Here is an 18,649-nt window from a genome sequence, read left to right as displayed (position 1 = left end):
CTGACTGACGCTGCCTTCCCTTATGTCTTCTGCATTGATACAACGCCGCACCTCAACTGTTGATTCCGTTGCTGCACTGGATGCCCTTCATCCTGTTCTGGCACGGGTGTATGCGGCACGGGGCATTACTGATCCAACCCAGATCGGGCGTAACCTGCATGAGTTGTTGCCCGATACCCGGATGAAGGGGATGGCGACCGCTGTCGCGCGTCTGGTCGATGCCTTGCACAAGCAGGAGTCGATCCTGATTGTTGGCGATTTTGATTGTGATGGAGCGACCAGTACGGCCTTGGCAATGCTGGCACTGCGGATGATGGGTGCAAAGAAAGTCAGCTATCTGGTGCCTAACCGTTTTGAATTTGGTTATGGCCTGAGCCCAGAGATAGTCGAGGTGGCGGCCCGGCAGCAACCGCAACTGATCGTCACGGTCGATAACGGTATTTCCAGTGTAGACGGCGTTGAGCGGGCCACACAGCTCGGGCTGGATGTAATTATCACTGATCATCACCTACCTGGGGATAAGCTTCCGGCGGCCTGTGCCATCGTCAACCCCAATCAGTACGGCTGTGAATTTATCGCCAAGTCCACTTGCGGTGTCGGGGTGATTTTTTATGTCATGATTGCCTTGCGCCGGTCACTACTGCAGCAGGGCTATTTTGAACAACGGGGTATTCAGGCGCCCAACCTGGCGAGTCTGCTGGATTTGGTTGCTTTGGGTACTGTGGCTGATGTGGTGGCGCTGGAGCACAATAACCGCACCCTGGTTCATCAAGGCTTGTTACGTATCCGTGCCGGCCAGGCTCGTCCAGGCATTCTGGCACTGCTGGAGGTGGCCGGACGGCGTCGGGAGCAGTTGATGGCGGCGGATCTGGGCTTTGCTATCGCGCCTCGGCTGAATGCAGCTGGGCGCCTGGAAGATATGTCGATTGGTATTGAATGCCTGTTGTGTGATGATCCGCAGCAGGCGCAGGAGTTCGCTCAACTGCTTAATGATCTGAATATTGAGCGGCGCAGTATTGAGCGTGAGATGCAGCAGCAGGCTCTGGATATACTCGCCGACTTGCCGTTGAGTGAGACCGAAATGCCCTGGGGCGTTTGCCTGTTTGATCCTGGGTGGCACCAGGGGGTTGTGGGTATCCTGGCATCGCGTATCAAGGAGCGACTGCATCGCCCGGTCATTGCGTTTGCCCCGGGAGAAGGGGATGAGGTTAAAGGATCAGCACGTTCCATTCCAGGGTTTCATATTCGTGATGGACTGGATGCTATAGCGGCGCGTCATCCTGGGTTGTTACGTAAATTTGGCGGCCATGCGATGGCGGCTGGCTTATCCCTGGCACAACAGGATCTGGGGGCTTTTCGTCAGGCGTTTGATCAGGAGGTCAGAGCACGTTTGGCATCACAGGATCTTCAGCGTATTCTGATGACAGACGGCCCCCTGGCTGAAACTGATTTGAATCTGGAACTGGCGGCATTGCTGCAGGATGCCGGTCCCTGGGGGCATCAGTTCCCGGAACCTGTGTTTGATGGCGAATTCCGGGTGTTGCAGCAGCGTATAGTCGGTTATCGTCACTTGAAACTGGTGGTTATGCCAGTCGGAGGCTCGCTGGCAGTAGACGCGATTACCTTCAATGTGGATACTGAACTTTGGCCAGATGAGTCTGTTCAACAGGTTCGCATGGTTTATCGCCTGTCTCGCAATGAGTTTCGCGGACAGGTCAGTCTGCAATTGATGGTGGATACAGTGATCCCGATATCCTGATAAATAAAATCAATCGATCTGTTAATATATATTAATTTCCCAAAGCTGGAAAAGTTTCCTATTATGGTGTTGTTGAATAACGACAACCTTAACAGGAGAACAAAATGTCACTGATTAACACTGAAGTTAAACCTTTCCACGCCACGGCTTACCATAAGGGTGAGTTTGTTCAGGTCTCTGATGCTGACCTGAAAGGTAAGTGGTCAGTCGTATTCTTCTACCCAGCTGATTTCACCTTTGTATGCCCGACTGAGCTGGGTGATCTGGCAGATTTCTATCCGAAACTGCAGGAAATGGGCGTTGAAGTATACTCTGTGTCTACTGATACTCATTTTACCCACAAAGCCTGGCATGATGCGTCCGACACCATCAAAAAAATCCAGTTCCCGATGCTTGCTGACCCAACAGGTGTTATTTCACGTAACTTTGATGTGATGATCGAGGAAGATGGTCTGGCACTGCGTGGTACTTTCGTGATCAACCCTGAGGGTGAAATCAAAGTTGCTGAGATTCACGATCTGGGTATTGGCCGTTCGGCTAAAGAACTGGTGCGTAAAATCCAGGCTGCTCAGTATGTAGCTGAACATGATGGCGAAGTTTGCCCTGCTTCCTGGCAACCAGGTGAAGAAACGCTGTCACCTTCTCTGGACCTCGTTGGCAAGATCTAAACTCTGATCTGCTGCTAACTCAGCCGGTCCAGTACCTGGGCCGGCTTCTATCCCCGCCGAATTTAATTTCCTTATCGTTAAAGGACGGTCTCATGTTGGATGCGAATCTTAAGAAACAACTGGACACTTATCTGCAGAATATCGTTAATCCGATTGAGATTACTGTGTCCACTGACGAAAGTGCAAAATCGAAAGAGCTGCTTGGCTTGTGTCAGGAAATAGCTGAGCTGAGTGACAAAATCAGCCTTAAGCAACTGACCGATGGCAGTGAAAGAACCCCGAGCATGGCAATTGCGCCGGTCGGTGAAACTCCACGGGTACGTTTTGCCGGTATTCCGATGGGGCACGAATTTACCTCGCTGGTACTGGCTCTGTTACAGAGCGGTGGTTATCCTTCCAAAGCTGAAGCGGCGTTGATTGAGCAGGCCAAAAGCCTGCAAGGTGAGTTTCATTTTGAAACCTATATTTCGCTCTCCTGCCAGAACTGCCCGGATGTGGTTCAGGCACTGAACCTGATGGCAGTACTTAATCCAAATGTCACCAGTGTGATGATCGATGGCGCCTTGTTTCAGGATGAAGTGACCGAGCGGGAAATTATGGCCGTGCCAACGGTTTTGCTGAATGGCAAGCCCTTTGGTCAGGGACGTATGACGCTGAAAGAAATACTGGGTAAGGTCGATGCCGGTGCTTCCAAGCGTGAAGCTGCCGACCTGAATAAAAAAGAGCCTTATGATGTGCTCATCGTCGGTGGTGGGCCCGCCGGTGCTGCGGCTGCCATCTATGCTGCACGTAAAGGTATACGCACAGGTCTGGTTGCCGAGCGTTTCGGTGGACAGGTTATGGACACGGTGGGTATTGAGAACTTTATCTCGGTGAACTACACCGAAGGCCCCAAACTGGTTGCCAGCCTGGAACAGCATGTTAAAGAGTATGACGTTGAGGTTATGGATAATCAACGTGCGAGCAAGTTGCGTCGTGAAAAGCTGATTGAAATCGATCTGGAAAATGGCGCAACGCTGAAGAGCAAGTCCGTCATCCTGGCAACCGGTGCGCGCTGGCGCGAAATGAACGTACCGGGTGAGCAGGAATACCGTGGTAAGGGTGTCGCCTACTGCCCGCACTGTGATGGTCCGCTGTTTAAAGGCAAGCGTGTCGCGGTGATTGGTGGCGGAAATTCCGGTATTGAAGCGGCCATCGACCTTGCTGGTATTGTTGAGCATGTGACCGTGCTGGAGTTTGGTGACACGCTGCGTGCTGATGCCGTGCTGCAAAAGAAAGCGGCTTCCATGGCCAATATCACCATCATTAAAATGGCACAAACCACACAAGTGCGTGGTGATGGCAAAAAAGTGATCGGTCTGACCTATAAAGACCGTAACGATAACCAGACCTATGATCTGGATGTGGCGGGTATCTTTGTGCAAATCGGACTGGTACCGAATACCGATTGGCTGAAAGACACTCTGGAACTGTCACGTTTTGGTGAAATCGAAGTTAATAGCCACGGCGAAACGCATATTCCGGGAGTGTTTGCCGCCGGTGATGTCACAAACGTGCCTTATAAACAGATTATCATTGCCATGGGCAATGGCTCTGCAGCGGCGTTAGGTGCTTTTGATTATCTGATCCGCTCATCAGTGGAAGACGAAGCCGCTGCCTGATCGTAACAGCGTTCCCCCCCTTTATAGCCCGGTTGCCCAGTCTTCCGGGCTTTTTCTTTAAAGGGGGGCGATTGCTCAGTGCCACGCGGGGTAGTGGTATCGCTTTGGTGTGACACGCTGTTCGTCATCCATGACCGCTCGGCTGCCACCTTGACCGCCATGGACGGCGGGAATGCCGAAAATGCAGGAGCATTTTTCGGCCCTGGTGGCAGACGGTCTCACCAAAGCGATATCACCACCCAGCCCACAGCCCTGTGCCAGTTTCAGGATAAAAATCACCGTTATGGCATGGAACACCGAATTAAGCCCATGATTCGGAGATATGGCAAAGAGCTTTGGCAAGTGCCAGTTTGAAACCGGCTTTCCGCTGGCACCCAAGTTGATGAGGGCTGATGGGATCGAATTTGGCTGACCCTGTGCGCCATGGATGGCGCGCTGGAGCCTCCAGGGATGGGTTTACGGCGAGTCAGACAGATCCGATCCCATTGGCCCTCTAAGCCACGTCGTTATGAGTGCAAGATAGTGAGATTACCCTGGATGAGCCTCGGTTTGCCTGCTAAAACCACCAGATTCTGTTAAACTCTGCGCCTTCGATTTAACGGCAGGTGAGACGATTATGTTAGTAAAAGCGTTACGAAATGGCTTGGGGAATTTGATTATCTTTATCGACTTTATTACCCGTCCGCGCAAGATGCCTCGTCCGGCTGAGTTGCAAGCTGAGGTTGACCAGGCCACACAGAAGCTGGCGCTGTATCAGTTCCGTGCCTGCCCATTTTGTGTAAAAACCCGTCGCTCACTGCACCGACTGAATCTGAATGTGGCTTTACGTGATGCCAAGAATGATCCACAGGCACGTGAGGAACTGCAACAGCAGGGTGGCAAAATTCAGGTGCCTTGTCTGCGAATTGAAGAAGCTGACCGGGTTACCTGGTTGTACGAATCAGCGGCTATCAATACGTACCTTGAACAACGTTTTGGCTAATAGGCTATTTACCAGGTCAGTGTAATCAACATCCAGGTGACAGGAGATTTTTGTGAGTGAGTACTGGATCGGCGCGCATGTCAGCGCCTCAGGGGGTGTTGAAAATGCACCTGAGAATGCGCAGGCCATCGGGGCTAATGCCTTTGCTCTGTTTACCAAAAATCAGCGCCGCTGGGACGCCAAACCCTTAACTGAAACCAGTATCTCCGCCTTTAAGCAGCGCTGTGCTCAGTATGGTTTTAGTCCAGAGCAGGTGCTGCCGCATGATAGCTATCTGATTAACCTCGGGCACCCTGATGCCGAGGCGCTGGCTAAATCACGGGCGGCTTTTGTGGATGAAATACAGCGCTGTAAACAGCTGGGACTGGTCTGGTTGAATTTTCATCCCGGCAGTCACCTGCGTGAGATCAGTGAGTCGGAATGTCTGACCCGGATAGCAGAATCAATCAACCAGGCCTTGGATCAGACTGTGGGTGTGACGGCGGTACTAGAGGCAACCGCTGGCCAGGGAAGCAATTTGGGCAATCGTTTCGAGCATCTGGCAGAGATTATAGAGCAGGTCACAGATAAAACGCGCATCGGCGTTTGCATCGATACTTGTCATATCTTTGCGGCTGGTTATGATCTGCGCACCCCTGAAGCCTGTGAGCAAACCTTTGCTGAGTTTGAACGACTGGTGGGGTTTTCCTATTTGAAGGCAATGCATCTGAATGACTCCAAGGGAGGCTTGGGAAGTCGTATTGATCGCCACCACTCACTGGGGCAGGGCGAAATTGGCTGGCCGGTATTCGAGTACCTGCTACAAGATCCACGTTTTCAACGCATGCCCTTGATACTCGAAACCATTGAGCCAGCCATCTGGCCTGAAGAAATTCAGCAGTTACGAAATTTTTCAGCTGTTTGACCTGATAAACTCATATAGGGCTTTACTATTTATGTCATCTTTTATGTAGGTCCTGCATGGTTTGGTTGTCTAGCTATGAAAATAAAGGTGCCATGTGAGCTTCAAAACTTGAGTGTTAGGGTGACTGGAGAGCGGCTGTAAGGTGTTTTTCCAATTGTAGAGAAGACTCAAAGTGATAGCCTACATCGGGAATGATAAGATGGTTCCCTTTCCAAACGAAACTGACGAGATGGCGGCTTCCTTGTTGCGTTGTTTCAAGGTCAGTTTCTACAGTTCGAAAATATTCGATATTTTCGCCTGAGGTAAGTTTCCCTTTGAAAGATTTAACAACAGTTGCGTTGATTTTCCACGTTGCATAAGAATCATCCTCTTGGACTTTGGTCATTCCTTCGACTTCCAAAACGACGGTTTCATCTGTTGAATTGACATTCTCCATGATTAAGTCAATAGGAGGCCCCGAGTAATTCGTGGATAGCGAACAACCCGCTATGATTAGAATCATGATCACCCACAAACTAAAAGAAATCAGTCGAGTGTAATGCGAACCAATCATAAGCACCTCCAAAGATTAATACTCTGGGCTCTTGCGAAATACTCGCTAAATCGTATTTGGGAACCATTCCAAATGTCGAAATGTCCGGTTGCATCTGACCAATCAGAAACATTAAACTGAATTATACCTTGGTGTCCTCTAACAGCAGCCCGGAAATCGCTTACATCGCCCCTCGTTAATTCGATTTCGGGGCTTCCGTAAACAGTCCGTAAGTATCTTTCCATTTCGAGAACGCGGTACCCGTACCATTTTCCATCAGCACCGGATACAGTACTCAGACCAGCAACCCCCCCCTTTGGATTGGGTCTCCCGCATAATTAAATCCTCGACTCAGTCGAATCACGCAAGTGTTGGTAATCCAACTAGCATCTACTCGCCCTCCGATATCTTTTTTGACTTGTGCGGCGGTACCGTTGGGGTAGTTATCCCACATCTTTTTGAGTGATGGCAGTGGTTTTGGCATGAATTACTCCTTTTATACACTTATAGTTATATAAATGAGGCAAAGGCGGATATCTGCTAAGACTTAGGTTTGCTGATGCGGTTACCCATTTCAGACTTTAAACCCATTCAACAATTCGCTATGGCTGTCCTCTTTCAACAGTTAATTACTATTAGAGTAACCACAGTTGATTTTCCCATGTCGGGGTGAGGTATCATGAATAGAAAATACGTTGATTGTAGATTGGCCAGTTTCCCATTTGCGGGTGACCAATATTAAGTGAGTCCTTGGCATATAGCGTCCTTATAGCCGATCCTTGTTTACAGTGTGTCTGATCTTATTTCGTTAACACCGCAGCATACTTACTTCCTATGCTTTGGAAACTTTAACACCGCTGTGGCCTGACTCGCAAGGGCGATCTAAGGAAAGTGCGTGGGGGAGGGTGAAACCTCTTGTCTGGTCAGCATTGCCATAAAAGCTTATGATGCAGGGATTTTTCCGTTAGTGTCGGTTGGTGAAGTATGCAGCTGTCAAAAAAATCCCGTACCCTACCGCGCCTGCATCTGATAGGCACGCTGTTGATTGTGACGCTGCTGACACTTATCCTGTCGGGCTTCTTTACCTGGCAGAAAATTGTTGAACATAATGCTTCCATTCATCGCCTAGAGGCATCTTCGTTACTGCAGTTGCAGGAGCGTTTGCGGCGAGAGATGCAAGCGGTTAAATCCTCCATTGCTTTTACTCAGTCTCAGACAGAAAACCTGTTGCGCCAGCGTCTGGTGGAGCAGGTGGATATGGCCTGGAATATGGCGGATGCGCTGTACAGACAACAACAAGGTAAGCAGTCTGAGGCTGAGTTGCAGCAACTGATAGTGGAAGCACTTCGGCCCATACGCTTCTTTAATGGGCGCGGTTATTATTTTATTGATGAAATGACTGGCCGGTTTGTGCTCTTGCCTACAGCTCCCCACTTCGAAGGACAGTTGCTGCCGGATAATCAGGATGATACCGGTCGTTTTATTATGCAGGGGTTGATTGATGCGGCACGCCAGCCAGTAGGCGAGGGCTTTTCCGCCTATCGCTGGTATCGGCCGGATAATCCGGATGCCATGGCGGATAAGTTGGCTTATGTGCGTCACTTCGAGCCTTATGACTGGTTGATCGGTGCCGGTGATTACACCTATGAATGGGATCTTCTACAGCAGCAGATGATGATCAAACAGATACGTAACCGGCGTATTGGTGAGACAGGCTATACGGCCATTATCAATACATCAGGGCAAGTATTGCTGTCGATTGACAGTGCACATCTTGAGCAACAGACCTCGGTGCAGCATAGTGATTTGGAACAGCAGGCCATCAGTCAGATGCTTGAAATAGCTGGACAGGGTGGTGGGTTCATGCGCTATCTCTGGTCTGACCCAAATACCGGTAATCCAGCCTGGAAAGTAGCACTGGTGGAACCGGCCGGACACTGGGGCTGGATACTTATATCGACCATTTTTGAAGATGAAGTCAAGGGTATGCTGCAGAATGAAGTGCAGGCCTTTGAATCCTTGGCAACTCACTCATGGAAAACTTACCTCATAGCAATTACTTTTTCACTAATTGTGGCTTTGCTGGGATCACTGTTTTTTTCCCGCTGGTCGTCGGGTTTGTTCAAAGCTTACCATGCCGAACTGGATGCTCAGCGTAAAGCGCTTAAAGATAAAGCCACTGAACTGAGCCGCAGTGAGAACAATCTGTCGACCATATTAAACAGTGTGGAGGCATATATTTTTATTAAGGATACCGGCTATCGTTACTCCTATGTAAATCGAAACATGGAGAAACTACTGGGCTTGCCGATTGAGCAGATACTGGGTCAGCAAGATGCGACTTTTTTTGATACAGAATCTGCTGCACAGACGGCTGAAGATGATATCAGAGTCATTCAGCATGCCCAGCGAGTGGCTACAGAAGAGGTGCGCACCCTGCGGGGCAATGGTAACAACCATGTTTTTATGACGGTTAAATTACCACTGCGAAGTGATGCCGGTAAGGTCTATGGCCTTTGTGGTATTTCTACCGATATTACCGAACGCAAAGCCATGGAGGATAAAATCCGCCATCTGGCCTTTTATGATGCCCTGACTGGTTTGGCTAACCGACGCTTATTGATTGACCGGCTGGAACTGCAGCAGCGGAGAAATGAGCGCAATCGGGATTATGGAGCTTTGTTGTTTATCGATTTGGATAACTTTAAAACGCTGAATGATACGCTTGGTCATGATACCGGTGACCAGTTGTTACAACAGGTTGCTCACCGCGTGAGTTTCTGCGTTCGTGAAGAAGATACCGTTGCCCGTTTCGGTGGCGATGAGTTTGTGGTGATGCTAGGTAGTCTAAGCACTGATGAGTCTGAAGCGGGCGCCATTGCGCGTAAAGTGGCCGATAAAATACTCGATACGCTGCGCCAGGAGTACCGCTTTGAGGGACAGTATCATTACAGTACCCCGAGTATCGGCATCACCCTGATTAATGGCAGTGTGGCAGCTGATGACTTGCTTAAGCAGGCCGATCTGGCGATGTATAAAGCCAAGGAGGCGGGACGTAATCGTCTGTATTTCTATGATCCGGCCATGCAAGAGGCTATTTCCTCAAGGGCTCAGATGGAATCTGAATTACGTGTGGCTATTGAGCAGGAGCAGCTAGTGCTCTACTACCAGCCACAGGTCAATGCGGTTGGCGAATTGACTGGTGCTGAAGCTCTGGTTCGCTGGGAGCATCCGCAACGTGGGTTAGTAGGGCCAGTTGAGTTTATCTCTGTAGCTGAAGCTTCCGGGCTGATTTTGCCGCTGGGTCACTGGGTACTGGAAGCCGCCTGTCGGCAGTTGTCTGACTGGGCTGAACGAGAACAGACCCGAGACCTGACGCTGTCAGTTAATATCAGCACACATCAGTTTAAACAGGCTGATTTTGTCGATCAGTTATTGGCGTTGGTGGCGCAGTATGCAATTAATCCACAACGGCTTAAACTGGAATTGACAGAAAGCCTGTTGATTGATGATATAGACTTTGCTATTGAGCGTATGCGCTTTCTGAAACAGCAAGGCATAGGTTTCGCCTTGGATGATTTTGGTACGGGTTATTCGTCTCTGGCCTATATCAAACAGTTGCCTCTGGATCAGTTGAAAATCGATCGTTGCTTTATTGATGGCTTGCCCTCTGATGCCAACGATGCGGCAATTACACGTATTATTATTAGTCTGGCCAGTGAGTTAAAACTCTGGGTAGTGGCAGAAGGGGTGGAAACCCAGGCGCAGCGAGACTTTTTACTCGATGTGAACTGTACCGGTTTTCAGGGTTACTGGTTCGGTCGTCCGGTATCTGCCGAAGATTTTCTGCTTAATGCACTTGAACAGCAGGAGGGAATATGAAGCATTGGCAGCCAGCGTTTACGCGGCAGGATGTAAGCGTTAATGAAGATCGTTGTGTTTATAACGGTTTTTTCAAAATGCATCAGTTGCAACTCATGCATGCGCGTTTTGATGGCGGCCAGGAAAGCGTGACGCGGGAAATCTTTCGCCGCGGCAATGCTGTTGCTGTGCTGTTGCTGGACCCCCTGCGTGAAGAACTGGTATTGATAGAGCAGTTTCGTCCCGGCGCCTTAGCTGCTCCAGGTGGTCCCTGGTTGCTGGAACTGGTCGCTGGCATGATTGAAACTGATGAGACAGCCAAGGCGGTCGCTGAGCGTGAAACTCAGGAAGAAGCCGGACTGGCCGTACAGCACCTGACCCCTATCATGGGCTATCTTCCCAGTCCTGGTGGTATGGATGAATGGATTCATCTGCTGTATGGTTTTGTTCATGCCAATGCGGCTGAAGGTTTGCATGGTCTGGCTGATGAAGGTGAAGATATTCGTGTGCTTCGATTACCTGTTACCGCCGTATTTGAACTGCTTGATGCTGGACAGTTGAACAATGGTGCGATCATCATCGCGGTCCAGTGGCTGAAGCTTAACTACCCGAGTATCCGTGAACGCGGTATCGAGTTAATGCAGAGAGATAATGAAGCGTAAATATGTACCCGACCTGACCCGTCAGATGGCGATCTGTCAGGGAAACTATGCCCGCCTGCTCAAACTGCTTCCGCAGCAGCAGGTGATGTGCCGAGAATTCGACCTGTGTCACAATGCACAGCAGGTGCACGTGACTCTGCAGGTCGATGAAGTGTTTCGTTATACCAGCACGGTGATTATGCGCCAGTCACAGCCAGGCGGATCACGCTGGCTTGAAGCACCGGAACTGGTGATCCGTCTTTATCATGATGCCGGTATGGCCGAAGTGATCTGTGCCCGTCGACGCCGTCAACTCAGTGGTGTGTATGGTTATCCCAATCCGGATATGCACCAGCCGGATGAAAAGCATCAGTTAAATCTTTACCTGAGTGAGTGGCTCAATCAGTGCCTGCGTTATGGTAAAGAACAGGAGCAGGTACTGCTTTCATGAGTCCCGCATCACTGATGTCAAATGCTACGCATAAACCTCTGTTGATCTATGTACACGGCTTTAACAGCTCGCCTGAGTCCTGGAAAGCACAACTATTGCAACAGCATCTGTCAGCACCGGACGGACCTGCCGACCTGTTGGTGCCTAGTCTATCGCACTGGCCCGCTGAAGCCGTTCGTCAGTTAGGTTTGTTGATAGAAGCGGCGTGGGATCGTGACATTACTCTGATTGGCAGTTCCCTGGGAGGCTTTTACAGCACTTGGTTGACTGAGCAGCAGCCGAGACTACGCAGTGTGTTGGTGAATCCGGCGGTGAATCCGGATCGTCTGCTGGCAGATTGGCTGGGCGAGAACGAAAATATTTATACCCATGAGCGCTATCATCTGACCCGTGAGCATCTGAAACAGTTGCAAGCATTGCGCGTTGAGCAACTGAATCATTCTTCACGCTATCTGTTGCTGGTGCAAACGGCAGATGAAACACTGGATTACCGTGAAGCTGTGGAAAAATACCAACACGCGGTGCACTATGTGCAACCAGGGGGCAGCCACGGTTTTGAGGCGTTTGATAGACTCATTCCGGCCGTAGTGGCTTTTGCCCAGGGCCGTGTCGAGTTACCGCCCCTTATCTCTTTACCTGATGTAGTCGAAGGTTAAACAGGAAAACGCATGACCAAACAATATAATGCCGATGCGATTGAAGTTCTCAGTGGTCTTGATCCGGTCAAACGTCGACCGGGGATGTACACCGAAACCGATCGACCCAACCATCTGGCTCAGGAAGTTATCGATAACTCTGTGGATGAGGCGTTGGCTGGCCATGCCAAAGAAATTGATGTTGTCCTGCACGAAGATGGTTCACTGTCAGTTACAGATGATGGCCGCGGCATGCCAGTGGATATCCATCCGGAAGAGGGCGTCAGTGGAGTAGAGTTGATTCTGACCCGGCTGCATGCCGGGGGTAAGTTTAATCATGATAACTACAGCTTTTCCGGTGGTTTGCACGGCGTGGGCGTGTCGGTGGTTAATGCCCTGTCTAAACTGCTGCATGTGGAAATACGACGTGACGGCCAGGTGCACCGGATCGGCTTTGCCGATGGTGATAAAGTCTCTGAGCTGGAGGTGATTGGTAGCTGTGGCAAGCGCAATACCGGGACAACCGTTCGCTTCACCCCGGATCCGAAATACTTCGACAGCCCAAAATTCAGTTTAACCCGGCTTAAACATAACCTGCGTGCCAAAGCCGTGCTCTGCCCGGGTCTGAAAGTCAGCTTTACCGATATGAGCAGCGGCAAGAAAGAGCAGGAAGTCTGGCTCTATGAAGCCGGTCTGGAATCCTATCTTAAAGGTACCACCCAGGTATGGGAAACCCTGCCGGAAGAACCGTTTACCGGTAGTCTGACCGGTGAAGAAGACGCCGTAGACTGGGCGTTACAATGGCTGGTGGATGGTGGAGAAATCACCGCTGAAAGCTATGTTAACCTGATTCCAACAGCTCAGGGCGGCACCCACGTCAATGGTCTGCGTACCGGTCTGCTGGAAGCGATGCGCGAGTTCTGTGAGATCCGTAACCTGTTGCCACGTGGTGTTAAACTGGCCCCCGACGATATCTGGGACAAGTGCTGCTACATTCTGTCAGCAAAAATGCGTGATGCGCAGTTTTCCGGACAAACCAAAGAGCGACTATCCTCACGCGGGATAGCCGCTTTTATCTCCGGAGCCGTGAAAGATGCCTTCTCGCTCTGGTTGAACAAGCATGTGGAAGAGGGCGAGAAGATTGCTGAGCTGGTAATCAATAACGCCCAGAAGCGCATGCGTAGCAATAAAAAGGTAGTGCGTAAAAAAATCACCCAAGGGCCAGCGCTGCCAGGCAAACTGGCCGACTGTTCCGGTGCCGATACCGATCGTTCCGAGCTGTTTCTGGTCGAAGGGGACTCCGCTGGCGGCTCTGCCAAGCAGGCACGCAACCGCGAGTTTCAGGCAATCATGCCGTTGCGTGGCAAGATCCTTAATACCTGGGAAGTGGATTCCTCTGAAGTACTCGCCTCGCAGGAAATTCATGATATCTCAGTCGCCATCGGCGTGGACCCTGGTTCAGACAAGCTGGATGGACTGCGCTATAACAAAATCTGCATCCTTGCCGATGCCGACTCCGACGGTCTGCATATCGCTACACTGCTGTGCGCGCTGTTTGTACAGCATTTCCGTCCATTGGTTGAGGCAGGCCATGTTTATGTAGCCATGCCGCCCCTCTATCGCATCGATGTAGCCAAAGAGGTGTTCTACGCCCTGGATGAAGAAGAGCGTGATGCGATCATCGACCGGATTCGGGCCGAGCGTCGTAATGCCAAAATCGGCGTGCAGCGTTTCAAAGGGCTAGGTGAGATGAACCCACTGCAACTGCGTGAAACCACTATGTCACCGGATACCCGTCGACTGGTGCAACTGACGCTGGAAGCCGCCGACGGCACCCTGGAGTTGATGGACATGCTGCTGGCGAAAAAACGCTCCGGTGATCGCAAGATTTGGTTGGAGAGTAAGGGGAATTTGGCTGAGGTGGTAGTTTAGCCTCAGGAAACTGTTCAGCTAAGGCTCATCCGCTAGATGTTCTTATAGACACTGGTCTGTCTGTAAATAAAGGAATACAGGGTGAGAAGAGTACTTCGGCTAATGGGTTTATTGACTGTGCTGCTCGGGCTGAGTGCCTGTGCGGCACTGTCCGGTAGTTATGAAAAACCACAGGTTAATATCACCTCCTTCACACTTGCGCCCAATAGGGTTGGCATGGCGCCACGCTTTGATATAGGTATACAGATCATTAATCCCAATCGTTCCGCGTTACCCTTTCGCGGCATGACCTATGCAGTTGAGATAGAGGGCTACCAGATTCTCAGTGGCGCAACGCCGGATATTCCGACAGTACCGGCCTATGGGCAGGCCGATTTCGTCATACAAGCCAGTCCCGATCTGTTTGGTAGTGCTCGACTGTTAGGTGACCTGTTCAGTAACAATCAACGTAGTTCTTTGGAGTATGGTTTCAGCGCCCGGCTGGATGCCGGACGCCTGCTGCCGATGATCAACATTGAGGAGAGTGGACAACTGCGGTTGACGCCTTGACTCTCAGCTGCTTCCAGCACGTTCAATTTTTTCACCACCGCGTTGGATGTCTTTGCCCAGCCCTTCAACGGTATTGCAGCCGCTTAGGGTCAGGCTGCCAAGCAGCAGTATTAATGTCAGCAGCATCAGGGAGGTTTTTTGGATCATGACTGTTTTCCTGTAGGTAGTTTGAAGCCAACGCTCTGAATTTAACCGCTTTAATAATATCATGCTTGTGAATAAATCGGGTATGGCTTCATTTTAGCATGGCGCAAGAGGTCAGAATGCAGCAGAAAACACTATTGCTAGTGGGCTTGGGTGACCTGGGTGGGCGTATTGCTTACTTGGCTGTTCAGCAGGGGCTAGAGGTGCAAGGCATGCGTCGCGGCACTGATACGCCGCCAGGTGTGACGTTGATCCAGCATGATGCGGCGAGTCCCTGGCCGGATCTGCCCTGTGCACCGGATGATGTGGTGCTTTGTCTGTCACCCTCTGGTTCGGGTGTGGCAGCCTATCAGCAAGCCTATCTCGAGGTGGCGCAGCAGGCGGCTAAGGCACTCAGAGATCAAGCGCCTGCAGCGCATGTCTGGTTGATTTCCTCAACCGGTGTTTACGGCCAGTCAGGGGGGGAGTGGGTGGATGAACAGGCTGAGCGCTGTCCCTCGCGTGACACGGCGCGGGTGTTGCTGGAAACCGAAGACTACTGGTTGGCACAACCCCAGCCTGTAACACTGCTGCGGCCCTCCGGCCTCTATGGCCCTGGACGTTACTACCTGCAGCAACAGGCCCGCCAGGGTGTACTGCCCCCGTCAGAGCCACCGATCTACACCAATCGTATCCATATAGATGATGCCGCGCGTGCGGTCATGCATCTGATCAATTGTCGCCAGCAAGGCAAGGCGCTTGCCTCAGCCTATAATCTAACCGATACCTGTCCCGCCAGCTTGCATGAAGTGCTCAGTTGGTTGCAGCAGCAACTGGGCGTGGAGGCAAGGTCGACTGTCCCGATTCACCGCGATAGCAAGCGGATCTGTCATCAACGCCTTAAAGCCAGTGGTTTTGTCTGGCACTATCCGGATTATCGCGCAGGCTATTCGGCGCTTTTAAGTCAGCAAGCCTGATTTAAATCCAGACGTTGCCACTGTACGACCAAGGATAGATTGCGGTCGAGTGATAACTGCCATAATATTAACTTAATCTAATTTAAAGATGAGGAATGTATTGTGCGTAAATTGATTTTGGCTGCTGTTCTCTCTTGCCTGCTGGCTTCGCCGGTCTGGGCGATGGGATTAACCCCGGAAGAAACCTATGCCCTGAAGCAGGAGCAAGGCGATCAGATGCTGTTTATTGATGTCCGCGATCCCGTAGAGGTGATGTTTATTGGCTCAACCGATGTCGTGGATGCCAATATTCCGTTTATGCAGGTTGATCGTTATGACTGGGATGAGGAGAACAACCGCTTTCGCATGTCAGTGAACCCAAACTTTGCCGCTGAAGTTGAAGCCCTGCTGGAAGCACGCGGGTTGGATAAAACGGCGCAGGTGATCACTATGTGCCGTTCAGGCAGTGAGCGTGGCGAGCCCAGTGCCCGTTATTTGCAAGAGCAAGGCTTTAGCAATGCAGGCTTTGTGATCAATGGTTTTCAGGGCGGTTCGGCAAAAGAAGGTCCTCAATCGGGTATGCGTGTCGTTAATGGCTGGCAGAATTCTGGACTACCTTGGGGCAGCCGTATGAATGCCGAAAAAATTTATCGTAGTCAGCGTTAATCCTTTAGCCGATATTGATTTGGGCTTATCCCTTGCAGGTTAGAAAACACCTTTGAAAATCGGGATGCACTGCTAAATCCACACTGCTCAGCAATGATGGAGATAGGAAGATCAGTGTTTTTCAGAAGACTGGAGGCGTGTTCTATCCTGCATTTTAATACATAGCTATGAGGCGTGATTCGGAAGGTCTCCTTGAATGCCCTGGCGAAATGATACTTGCTCAAGCAGGCCAAGTCTGCGAGCTCTGCCAGTGCAAGTTCGTTACCAATATTATCATGTATATAGTCAATCAGGTCGTGCTTGCGTTTCAAGCTCAACATCGGCAATCGATTTATAGCTTCAGTATTGAATTTACAATAACGTTTTAGAATGTATGCAGAGAAGGTTTCGATTAATTGCTCTATATACAAGTGCGATGAATTACAGGGATTTTTTAATTCACTCTTAAGTTCACCGGCTAATCCAGCCATAAATGAATCCTGAATATTCATTCTATGATCTAATGCTATGGATGAAGTGTTAATAGAAAAGACATCCAGGGCATTAGCGTGTAATTTTTTTGGCGTTATATGGATTCGAAAAATCGATGGGGTATTAGTAGCATGTGTAGTAACTGAGCGCCAGTTGATACTGTTTTCATTGGCGGGCGCGATATACCAATCATTGGTTCGCTTGGTGTATTTTCTCCATAAGCCGTGATTATACTGATATTCACCTTGTTCTTCTGCAGATTCATATAATACAAACTGATGTTCTGTGGTAGCGGGCCGGTCACTCTCAATAGGCTGATTAGATTGTGTATGCCAACCAATAAAACAACCGTCCAGACACAAACCACTGGAGCTTAGCAGTAGTTCTCCTGGAATATGGCGGGTGTATCCGCATCCTTGTACTAATTCGGTGCTGGTTGAAACCATTACCTTGCCTTAATAGGTCGCTTAATAGCAAATTAGCATAAATAGGATGTAGCATAAACACAAGCTGGCCAGCTAACCTAATCAACAAAAAGTAATGATAAGAATCAGCGTTTATATACGGTTAGGCTAATTAAAAAAGCTGTGAGGCACAAAGCGGCTGCTGCAATTAATAAGGTGCTAAAAGAGCCAATATCATACATCAGCCCGAAGGTGATACCGGCTACCATCGTGCCGCCATAGGCCACGGCACTGTATATCCCCATCAACCGCACTCTCTGGTTCTGATCAAGCTGGGTTAGAATGGATACCAGGCAGGTAAGTCCGAGTTGATTGACAAAACCCCAGATGAGGCACCCGGCAAGTAATAACCAGTAATTCGTTGCCAGAACAACAAAAGACAGGTAAACCAGTGCCAGGCTGAAAAGGGTGGGTTTAATGAGTTTTTGCGGCGTGTGTTCATCCAGTCGCTTCCCAGTCAGTCCTGCCACTCCGAAGCCTATGCCATAAACCAGTACCGTTAGGCCAGAAAAAGAGGTGGAGTAGTGTAACGTCAATTGAACATGGCTTCCCAAAAAGGTGAAAACGCCATAGAAGCTGACCATGTAAAGGAAACAGATCAGATAGGTCGGTAGGGAGGCGGGTATCTTGAATGCAGAGCGTAATGACGTTGGTTCTGTTCTGTTGCCAGTCTCAGCGTTGGGTAACCACAAAAAACCCAGGGTGGCTGCCAGACTCAAGCTACTGACTAAGAAATAAGCATAACGCCATGATAGCAAGTCGGCGATGAATGCACTCAATGGCACCCCTGCGACCATGGCTAAAGACCAACCCGTTATGACCTTTCCTAAGGTAGCAGACTCTTTTCCTTTAGGTGCGACTACCGCTGTCATAGAGTAGAGCGTCGGTAACAGTATTCCTGCACCTAATCCAGCAACGGCCTGACTCGCTAATAGCATTTGCCAGTTCCCTGCCAGACCCGTAGATAAAATGCCTAGGGTGAGTACTGCTCCAGATACCATGAGAGCTGTCTTATACCCAAATCTTTGCACATACCCAGTAAGAAATAGTCCGGTTAAGGCCAGTGCACCTCCATAGGCAGCTACAGCCCGTGCAGTTTGACCAACGCTTGAGCTTAGGCTGGAGCTGATGTCGTGCATCACCGGGCTCATTAGAAAAGCATTAGAACCAACCACGCTTACGCCCAGTAATAGCACAAGGGTCTGGATAACGAATTGATGATTAGCCTTATGTGAAGACTCCAAGCTGGTCATGACTTATCTCCTACTGGCTAACCCGAAGACTATTGAATCTATGCATCTTCGTTGTTCAGTAACGGGTTTTCATCCTCTGCATTGACTCCAATAATTTATATCAATCAGCTACAAGATAGCTGTCAGATCTTGCTGTGTTCT

The 18,649-nt window shown here is 50.1% G+C and carries 19 protein-coding genes; 14 read left to right on the top strand and 5 right to left on the bottom strand.

Annotated elements, in window-relative coordinates:
* Window positions 1-22: 22 nt before the first annotated feature.
* The 6 genes from recJ (at window position 23) to nfo (ending at window position 5,974) form a co-directional block, all read left to right on the top strand.
* On the top strand, window positions 23-1,759 hold the full coding sequence (recJ, locus tag F5I99_RS15920; protein WP_151057699.1) for a single-stranded-DNA-specific exonuclease RecJ: 1,737 nt from the start codon (window positions 23-25) through the stop codon (window positions 1,757-1,759).
* 104 nt (window positions 1,760-1,863) lie between these two features.
* Window positions 1,864-2,427 (top strand): alkyl hydroperoxide reductase subunit C, encoded by a 564-nt coding sequence (gene ahpC / locus F5I99_RS15915; RefSeq protein WP_151057697.1) that lies wholly within the window; start codon window positions 1,864-1,866, stop codon window positions 2,425-2,427.
* Between the two features lie 92 nt (window positions 2,428-2,519).
* A complete protein-coding gene (ahpF, locus tag F5I99_RS15910) occupies window positions 2,520-4,088 on the top strand; it encodes an alkyl hydroperoxide reductase subunit F (RefSeq protein WP_151057695.1) in 1,569 nt (522 codons plus the stop codon).
* 78 nt (window positions 4,089-4,166) lie between these two features.
* Complete coding sequence (locus tag F5I99_RS15905) at window positions 4,167-4,442, top strand: hypothetical protein (protein ID WP_151057693.1); 276 nt, start codon at window positions 4,167-4,169, stop codon at window positions 4,440-4,442.
* Window positions 4,443-4,704: 262 nt separating this feature from the next.
* Entirely contained in the window at window positions 4,705-5,070 is a 366-nt protein-coding gene (locus F5I99_RS15900; protein WP_151057691.1) for a glutaredoxin family protein, read from the top strand.
* A gap of 52 nt (window positions 5,071-5,122) precedes the next feature.
* Entirely contained in the window at window positions 5,123-5,974 is an 852-nt protein-coding gene (nfo, locus tag F5I99_RS15895; protein ID WP_151057689.1) for a deoxyribonuclease IV, read from the top strand.
* A 115-nt stretch (window positions 5,975-6,089) separates the two neighbouring features.
* Here the strand turns inward: nfo and F5I99_RS15890 are convergent, their stop codons facing one another.
* Both F5I99_RS15890 and F5I99_RS19995 read right to left on the bottom strand, forming a co-directional pair.
* The gene (locus F5I99_RS15890) at window positions 6,090-6,527 is read right to left on the bottom strand and encodes a hypothetical protein (RefSeq protein WP_191905875.1); all 438 of its coding nucleotides are present in this window, start codon (window positions 6,525-6,527) and stop codon (window positions 6,090-6,092) included.
* Window positions 6,524-6,805 (bottom strand): T6SS effector amidase Tae4 family protein, encoded by a 282-nt coding sequence (locus F5I99_RS19995; RefSeq protein ID WP_225307672.1) that lies wholly within the window; start codon window positions 6,803-6,805, stop codon window positions 6,524-6,526. Before F5I99_RS19995 ends, F5I99_RS15890 begins: the two co-directional genes overlap by 4 nt.
* A 685-nt stretch (window positions 6,806-7,490) precedes the next feature.
* Here F5I99_RS19995 and F5I99_RS15880 point away from each other — a divergent pair.
* The 6 genes from F5I99_RS15880 to F5I99_RS15855 all read left to right on the top strand — a co-directional run bounded on the left by F5I99_RS15880 (window position 7,491) and on the right by F5I99_RS15855 (window position 14,575).
* Window positions 7,491-10,388: a bifunctional diguanylate cyclase/phosphodiesterase gene (locus F5I99_RS15880; protein ID WP_151057683.1), complete on the top strand. Its 2,898-nt coding sequence runs from the start codon at window positions 7,491-7,493 to the stop codon at window positions 10,386-10,388.
* Entirely contained in the window at window positions 10,385-11,029 is a 645-nt protein-coding gene (locus F5I99_RS15875; RefSeq protein ID WP_151057681.1) for an NUDIX domain-containing protein, read from the top strand. The genes F5I99_RS15880 and F5I99_RS15875 overlap by 4 nt, the downstream gene beginning before the upstream one ends.
* Window positions 11,019-11,459 (top strand): DUF1249 domain-containing protein, encoded by a 441-nt coding sequence (locus F5I99_RS15870; protein ID WP_151057679.1) that lies wholly within the window; start codon window positions 11,019-11,021, stop codon window positions 11,457-11,459. Before F5I99_RS15875 ends, F5I99_RS15870 begins: the two co-directional genes overlap by 11 nt.
* Entirely contained in the window at window positions 11,456-12,115 is a 660-nt protein-coding gene (locus F5I99_RS15865) for a YqiA/YcfP family alpha/beta fold hydrolase (RefSeq protein ID WP_225307440.1), read from the top strand. The genes F5I99_RS15870 and F5I99_RS15865 overlap by 4 nt, the downstream gene beginning before the upstream one ends.
* A 12-nt stretch (window positions 12,116-12,127) precedes the next feature.
* Window positions 12,128-14,026, top strand: a complete 1,899-nt coding sequence (parE, locus tag F5I99_RS15860; RefSeq protein WP_151057677.1) for a DNA topoisomerase IV subunit B — start codon at window positions 12,128-12,130, stop codon at window positions 14,024-14,026.
* An 81-nt stretch (window positions 14,027-14,107) separates the two neighbouring features.
* The gene (locus F5I99_RS15855; RefSeq protein WP_225307439.1) at window positions 14,108-14,575 is read left to right on the top strand and encodes an LEA type 2 family protein; all 468 of its coding nucleotides are present in this window, start codon (window positions 14,108-14,110) and stop codon (window positions 14,573-14,575) included.
* Window positions 14,576-14,578: 3 nt separating this feature from the next.
* On the opposite strand, the gene F5I99_RS15850 is transcribed toward F5I99_RS15855, so the two are convergent.
* Window positions 14,579-14,722 (bottom strand): entericidin A/B family lipoprotein, encoded by a 144-nt coding sequence (locus tag F5I99_RS15850; RefSeq protein WP_191905874.1) that lies wholly within the window; start codon window positions 14,720-14,722, stop codon window positions 14,579-14,581.
* 116 nt (window positions 14,723-14,838) lie between these two features.
* On the opposite strand from F5I99_RS15850, the gene F5I99_RS15845 reads away from it, so the two are divergent.
* Together F5I99_RS15845 and F5I99_RS15840 are read left to right on the top strand one after the other, a co-directional pair.
* On the top strand, window positions 14,839-15,675 hold the full coding sequence (locus tag F5I99_RS15845) for a Rossmann-fold NAD(P)-binding domain-containing protein (protein WP_151057675.1): 837 nt from the start codon (window positions 14,839-14,841) through the stop codon (window positions 15,673-15,675).
* 102 nt (window positions 15,676-15,777) lie between these two features.
* Window positions 15,778-16,320: a rhodanese-like domain-containing protein gene (locus F5I99_RS15840; protein WP_225307438.1), complete on the top strand. Its 543-nt coding sequence runs from the start codon at window positions 15,778-15,780 to the stop codon at window positions 16,318-16,320.
* Here the strand turns inward: F5I99_RS15840 and F5I99_RS15835 are convergent.
* Window positions 16,317-17,237 (bottom strand): helix-turn-helix transcriptional regulator, encoded by a 921-nt coding sequence (locus F5I99_RS15835; RefSeq protein WP_151057673.1) that lies wholly within the window; start codon window positions 17,235-17,237, stop codon window positions 16,317-16,319. The genes F5I99_RS15840 and F5I99_RS15835 overlap by 4 nt on opposite strands.
* 104 nt (window positions 17,238-17,341) lie before the next feature.
* Window positions 17,342-18,508 carry an MFS transporter gene (locus F5I99_RS15830; protein ID WP_151057671.1) on the bottom strand — a complete coding sequence of 389 codons (1,167 nt, stop codon included), beginning with the start codon at window positions 18,506-18,508 and terminating at the stop codon, window positions 17,342-17,344.
* Window positions 18,509-18,649: the final 141 nt, after the last annotated feature.

It is taken from the genome of Nitrincola iocasae, assembly GCF_008727795.1.
Lineage (GTDB): Bacteria > Pseudomonadota > Gammaproteobacteria > Pseudomonadales > Balneatricaceae > Nitrincola > Nitrincola iocasae.
Note: the sequence above shows the minus strand (reverse complement) of the source record. Positions and strands in the feature narration are given on the sequence as shown.

What these genes read in the sequence shown, in the direction of transcription:
- recJ (WP_151057699.1), top strand. Translation starts at nt 23, where the DNA reads ATGTCTTCTGCATTGATACAACGCCGCACCTCAACTGTTGATTCCGTT.
- ahpC (WP_151057697.1), top strand. Translation starts at nt 1,864, where the DNA reads ATGTCACTGATTAACACTGAAGTTAAACCTTTCCACGCCACGGCTTAC.
- ahpF (WP_151057695.1), top strand. Translation starts at nt 2,520, where the DNA reads ATGTTGGATGCGAATCTTAAGAAACAACTGGACACTTATCTGCAGAAT.
- F5I99_RS15900 (WP_151057691.1), top strand. Translation starts at nt 4,705, where the DNA reads ATGTTAGTAAAAGCGTTACGAAATGGCTTGGGGAATTTGATTATCTTT.
- F5I99_RS15890 (WP_191905875.1), bottom strand. Translation starts at nt 6,527, where the DNA reads ATGATTGGTTCGCATTACACTCGACTGATTTCTTTTAGTTTGTGGGTG.
- F5I99_RS15880 (WP_151057683.1), top strand. Translation starts at nt 7,491, where the DNA reads ATGCAGCTGTCAAAAAAATCCCGTACCCTACCGCGCCTGCATCTGATA.
- F5I99_RS15875 (WP_151057681.1), top strand. Translation starts at nt 10,385, where the DNA reads ATGAAGCATTGGCAGCCAGCGTTTACGCGGCAGGATGTAAGCGTTAAT.
- F5I99_RS15870 (WP_151057679.1), top strand. Translation starts at nt 11,019, where the DNA reads ATGAAGCGTAAATATGTACCCGACCTGACCCGTCAGATGGCGATCTGT.
- F5I99_RS15865 (WP_225307440.1), top strand. Translation starts at nt 11,456, where the DNA reads ATGAGTCCCGCATCACTGATGTCAAATGCTACGCATAAACCTCTGTTG.
- parE (WP_151057677.1), top strand. Translation starts at nt 12,128, where the DNA reads ATGACCAAACAATATAATGCCGATGCGATTGAAGTTCTCAGTGGTCTT.
- F5I99_RS15850 (WP_191905874.1), bottom strand. Translation starts at nt 14,722, where the DNA reads ATGATCCAAAAAACCTCCCTGATGCTGCTGACATTAATACTGCTGCTT.
- F5I99_RS15845 (WP_151057675.1), top strand. Translation starts at nt 14,839, where the DNA reads ATGCAGCAGAAAACACTATTGCTAGTGGGCTTGGGTGACCTGGGTGGG.
- F5I99_RS15835 (WP_151057673.1), bottom strand. Translation starts at nt 17,237, where the DNA reads ATGGTTTCAACCAGCACCGAATTAGTACAAGGATGCGGATACACCCGC.
- F5I99_RS15830 (WP_151057671.1), bottom strand. Translation starts at nt 18,508, where the DNA reads ATGACCAGCTTGGAGTCTTCACATAAGGCTAATCATCAATTCGTTATC.